The organism is Microbacterium enclense, assembly GCF_004022425.1.
Lineage (GTDB): Bacteria > Actinomycetota > Actinomycetes > Actinomycetales > Microbacteriaceae > Microbacterium > Microbacterium enclense_A.
The window spans coordinates 1-4723 of record NZ_RBZY01000106.1 but is presented as its reverse complement, the minus strand read 5'-3'; the positions used below and the strand labels follow the sequence as shown (position 1 = coordinate 4723).

Here is a 4723-nt window from a genome sequence, read left to right as displayed (position 1 = left end):
GGCATCCATCAAGTGCGTGCGACCCGACTTCACGATGCCCTTCCATGCCTCGGCCTTCGCTTCGAGCGCGACGGCGAGGTGGTCCAGGGTGGGGATGAGGTCGTCGATGAGGGCCTGCGTCACGGCGATGTGGACCGAGGTCGGGAAGACGTCGTTCGAGGACTGCGAGGCGTTGACATGGTCGTTCGGGTGCACCGTGTCGCCGAGGATCCGGGTGGCGAGGGTCGCCAGAACCTCATTCATGTTCATGTTCGACGAGGTGCCGCTCCCGGTCTGGTACGTGTCGACCGGGAAGTGCGCGTCGTGGGCGCCGGTGATGACCTCGTCGGCCGCCTGCGCGATCGCGTCCGCCACGCGGGGGTCGAGCGTGCCGAGCTCCTTGTTCGCCAGGGCGGCGGCCTTCTTGATGCGGGCGAGCGCGGCGATCTGCGTCGATTCCAGCCCCGAACCCGAAATGGGGAAGTTCTCGACCGCGCGCTGCGTCTGCGCGGCGTACAGGGCGTCTTTCGGCACCCGCACCTCACCCATGGTGTCGTGTTCGATGCGGTACTCGATGTCGGTCACGTCGTCGTTCCTCCAGATCGTTTCGGTGCGGTGTCAGGCGGCGCGGGAGTCGTCCACGTCGCCCACGCTCACGACGGGGACGGCTTCCCCGTCGTCGAGGCGGTAGTTGGCCCCCACGACGGCGACCCGGCCCTCGGCTACGGCCTCGGCGATGAGTTCGGAGGCACGCAGGAGATCGGCCACGGTGTGGCGCAGGTGCTCGCGACCCACCAGTTCGGCGTCGACCCGTTCGGTCGCGCGTCCGGCAGCGGCCTCGTCGCGCTGCACGCGGCGCACGGCCGGGACGATCGGGGCGATCTGGCGCCAGATGTACGGGGGAAGGGTGGGAGCGTCGATGCCGGTGCTGTCGATCGCGGCGCCGACAGCGCCGCACGCGTCGTGCGCGAGAACCACGATGAGGGGCACGTCGAGGACGCCGACGGCGTACTCGAGGCTGCCGATCACGGAGTCGGAGATGACTTGGCCGGCGTTGCGGACGACGAACAGGTCGCCCAAGCCCTGGTCGAAGATGATCTCGGCCGCCAGGCGCGAGTCGGAGCAGCCGAAGAGAGCGGCCGTGGGGTGCTGCGAGCCCGCGAGCTCCGTGCGACGCTCGACGTCCTGCCGCGGGTGCGCCGGTTGTCCGGAGACGAAGCGTCGGTTGCCCTCGAGCATCTCGTTCCACACGTCGCGGGGGGTCAGACGCTCGCTCATCGGGTCTCTCTCAGTTCTCGAACCTGGGCGGTGACGGATTCCGCGGCGATCGCGGTCGTCTCGGGGCTGGCGTCGCCGTAGATCAGCACCTGGTCGGGGCCGGCGGCGGTCGACAGCGCGTACGTGATGTTGCCCGCGCGCTCAGGGTCGCTCGGACGGTACACGTTCCATTCGACGCCGTCGATGTCGATCGTCTCGCTGCTGCGGGCTCCGCCCAGCACCTGCGCCACCCACTCTTCGCCGGTGTCCAGGCCCTGAGCGACGCGGACGAACCCGGACTCGCCGGAGCGGACGTAGACCATCGTCCACGCCTCGGTACCGCCCTGGCCCTCGGTGACGGCCTGGTTCACGCGCCAGCCGTCGGGGAGGGCGGGAGAGAGCGCCGGACGGCCGATGTCATCGGAGAGTTCGGCCGCGAGGGCGGGAACGTCGGGCTGCGGGCGGGGCGCCGGCTCACCGCGGGGCACCGCCGCGATGACGACGAGAACCACCGCCACGGTGACGAGGAGCGCTGCGATGAGGTTCTGGAAGGTCTTGCTCGAGCGGTAGCGGCGAGATGACTCGGCCTTTCGCGCGGCGGCCTCGTCCGGTGTCTCGGGGCGGCCGAGCTCGGCCACGATGCGGGCCATCAGGACTCCTCGCCCTCGCCGCGTGCGGCGTCCAGGCGGCGCTTCGCGCCCAGGAGCCATTCCTCGCAGCGGGCGGAGAGCTGCTCGCCGCGCTCCCACAGCGCGAGCGACTCCTCCAGCGTGGGAGCGCCCTGCTCGAGTTCGGCGACCACACGGACGAGCTCGTCGCGGGCCTGCTCGAACGACAGGGATGCCACGTCGGCGGAGGGGCCGGAGGGCGTCGCGGTCATGACATCCATCTTAGGCGGGACCGGCCGACGGACCGCCGTCGGTCGAGGAGTTCGCGCCGTCGAGAGGGCCTGTGGAGGAGGCGCCGAACGCCCCATCGGCGACGGTGACGACCACGCGCGCGCCCGCGGGGGCCTGCGCCGCGTCGCGCACGATGCCTCCGCCCGCGACCTGGGCGATCGCGTAGCCCCTGGCCAGGGTCGCCTCGGGGGACAGGGCGCGCAGGGATGCTCTCAGTTCGCGGGTGCGGCGCTCCTCGCTCTGCAGCCGGCGGTCGACGACGTCGCGGCCGCGGGTGGCGAGCATCCAGACGTCCTGTGCGCGGGCGGTGAGCATCGAGTGCGGTGTGCGCAGGACCGGACGCGAGCGCAACTGCTCCAGCTGCGCGATGTCGTGCAGCACGCGTTGCGTGAGGCGGCTGGTCAGGCGCGCGCGCAGCTGAGCGACCACGGCGCGCTGCTCGCTGACGTCGGGCACGACGCGCTTCGCGGCATCCGTCGGGGTCGACGCCCGCACATCGGCGACGTCGTCCAGCAGCGGACGGTCGTTCTCGTGGCCGATGGCGCTCACGATCGGCGTGGATGCCGCGGCCACCGCGCGCACGAGACGCTCGTCGCTGAAGCCGAGCAGGGTCTGCGGGTCGCCGCCGCCGCGCGCGATGACGATGACGTCGACCTCGGGGTCGGCATCCAGAGCCTTCAGGGCCGCGAGGGTCTCGGGGACGCACCGCTCGCCTTGCACGGCGGCGTAGCGGGTGCGGAACCGCACCTGGGGCCAGCGCAGCTCGGCGTTGCGGTGCACGTCCTTCTCGGCATCCGAGTTCTCGCCCGTGATGAGGCCGATGCAGTGGGGGAGGAAGGGGAGCTTCTTCTTGCGTCCCGGTTCGAACAGGCCCTCGGACCGCAACTGCGCGCGGAGGCGCTCGAGGCGCTCGAGCTGCTCGCCGAGCCCCACGTGACGCATTGCGGACACCGAGAACGAGAAGTCGCCGGTGCGCGGGAAGTAGTCGGCCTTGACGCACGCGACGACGTGGTCGCCCACCTGGAGGTCTTTCGGGAGCCGCGCGAGGGTGCTCGACCAGATGCGGAAGGCGACCGTCGACTCCGTCCCGAGGTCTTTCAGGCGGCCGAAGACGTTCCCACCGCGGCGGTTGAACGAGGTGATCTCGCCCTCGACCCAGACCGATCCCCAGCGCTCGATGAAGCCGCGGATCGTGTCGTTGAGGCGCGAGACCGACGTCGGAGTGTCGGTGCGCGAATCGCGCGGGTGAACGGAGTCGGCCGGGGGCGCCTGGCCCTCGACGGCTTCGGGTCGGAAGGAGGTCATGCTCTCTCGTGGGGGTCGGTGGTGGGCGGGTTCGGCCGTCGTCCAGGGGCGCCCCGGTAGAATCGAGGGGTGAGCACACCTGCCGTCCACCTGCCCGTTCCCCGTATCCCGGGTCGACGCGGGCGGCTCCAGGATATCCCCGTCCGCGGACAGAAGAAGGTGCTGCTGGCAGCACCTCGCGGCTACTGCGCCGGCGTCGACCGCGCGGTCATCGCCGTCGAGAAGGCGCTCGAGCGCTACGGCGCGCCGGTGTACGTGCGCAAGCAGATCGTGCACAACATCCACGTCGTCACGGAGCTCGAGAAGAAGGGGGCGATCTTCGTCGAGGAGGTCGACGAGGTGCCCGAGGGCTCCCACGTCGTCTTCAGCGCCCACGGCGTCTCACCGGCCGTCGTGTCCGCGGCATCCGACCGCCACCTCCAGGCCATCGACGCCACGTGCCCCCTCGTGACGAAGGTGCACCGCGAAGCCGTGCGCTTCGCCCGCGACGACTTCGAGATCCTGCTCATCGGCCACGAGGGCCACGAAGAGGTCGAGGGCACGGCGGGCGAGGCCCCCGAGCACGTCACCGTCGTCAACTCGCCCGAGCACGCCGACACCGTCGAGGTGCGCGACCCGTCGAAGGTCGTGTGGCTCTCGCAGACGACGCTCTCCGTCGACGAGACGATGGAGACGGTCCGCCGTTTGCGTGTGCGCTTCCCCGAACTGCAGGATCCGCCGTCCGACGACATCTGCTACGCCACCCAGAACCGTCAGGTCGCGATCAAGAAGGTCGCGGTCGGCGCGGACCTCGTCATCGTCGTCGGATCGGCCAACTCCTCGAACAGCGTTCGGCTGGTCGAGGTCGCGCTCGAGTACGGCGCCAAGGCCGCCTACCGGGTCGATTACGTCGACGAGGTTCGCCAGGAGTGGCTCGACGGTGTCGAGACGGTGGGCGTGACCAGTGGCGCGTCCGTGCCCGAGGTCCTCGTCACCGAGGTGCTCCAGGAACTCGCCGGTGCCGGGTACCGCGACGTCGAAGAGGTGCGCACGGCCGAGGAAGACCTCCTGTTCTCGCTCCCGAAGGAGCTGCGCCAGGACTCCTCGGGCAAGCGCGACCAGCGTGCGCTCGGTGGCCGGGGCCGCGCGTGAGCGAGGCTGACGGTCGCCCGCGCCCGCAGTTCGGCGAGTACGCGACTCCCGAAGAGCAGCGCGCGCGCATTCAGCGCCCCGAGGTGACCGAGTCGCTCGAGGCCGGTGTGGCTCCGCAGCAGGAGCCCGCGCCGGCGACGGCGTCGACGGCG

At 70.9% G+C, this 4723-nt stretch carries 6 protein-coding genes; 1 reads left to right on the top strand and 5 read right to left on the bottom strand.

Going from position 1 to position 4723, the window contains the following annotated elements; all coding sequences use genetic code 11:
• The 5 genes from D8Y23_RS16160 to xseA form a co-directional block, all read right to left on the bottom strand.
• The coding region (locus tag D8Y23_RS16160; RefSeq protein WP_240663939.1) for a lyase family protein at window positions 1-564 on the bottom strand (564 nt) is incomplete at its 3' end.
• Between the two features lie 33 nt (window positions 565-597).
• Window positions 598-1257: a carbonic anhydrase gene (locus D8Y23_RS16155; protein WP_128219057.1), complete on the bottom strand. Its 660-nt coding sequence runs from the start codon at window positions 1255-1257 to the stop codon at window positions 598-600.
• Window positions 1254-1886: a DUF4245 family protein gene (locus D8Y23_RS16150; RefSeq protein WP_128219056.1), complete on the bottom strand. Its 633-nt coding sequence runs from the start codon at window positions 1884-1886 to the stop codon at window positions 1254-1256. Before D8Y23_RS16150 ends, D8Y23_RS16155 begins: the two co-directional genes overlap by 4 nt.
• Window positions 1886-2116 (bottom strand): exodeoxyribonuclease VII small subunit, encoded by a 231-nt coding sequence (locus D8Y23_RS16145; protein WP_022879586.1) that lies wholly within the window; start codon window positions 2114-2116, stop codon window positions 1886-1888. Before D8Y23_RS16145 ends, D8Y23_RS16150 begins: the two co-directional genes overlap by 1 nt.
• 10 nt (window positions 2117-2126) lie before the next feature.
• Window positions 2127-3440 (bottom strand): exodeoxyribonuclease VII large subunit, encoded by a 1314-nt coding sequence (gene xseA / locus D8Y23_RS16140; protein ID WP_128219054.1) that lies wholly within the window; start codon window positions 3438-3440, stop codon window positions 2127-2129.
• Between the two features lie 90 nt (window positions 3441-3530).
• Here xseA and D8Y23_RS16135 point away from each other — a divergent pair, with 90 nt between their 5' ends.
• Window positions 3531-4571 carry a 4-hydroxy-3-methylbut-2-enyl diphosphate reductase gene (locus tag D8Y23_RS16135; protein ID WP_128219058.1) on the top strand — a complete coding sequence of 347 codons (1041 nt, stop codon included), beginning with the start codon at window positions 3531-3533 and terminating at the stop codon, window positions 4569-4571.
• Window positions 4572-4723 lie beyond the last annotated feature (152 nt).

Bases quoted from the DNA above. Each gene is read 5' to 3' on its own strand.
- xseA (WP_128219054.1), bottom strand. From the start codon at position 3,440: ATGACCTCCTTCCGACCCGAAGCCGTCGAGGGCCAGGCGCCCCCGGCC.
- D8Y23_RS16155 (WP_128219057.1), bottom strand. From the start codon at position 1,257: ATGAGCGAGCGTCTGACCCCCCGCGACGTGTGGAACGAGATGCTCGAG.
- D8Y23_RS16150 (WP_128219056.1), bottom strand. From the start codon at position 1,886: ATGGCCCGCATCGTGGCCGAGCTCGGCCGCCCCGAGACACCGGACGAG.
- D8Y23_RS16145 (WP_022879586.1), bottom strand. From the start codon at position 2,116: ATGACCGCGACGCCCTCCGGCCCCTCCGCCGACGTGGCATCCCTGTCG.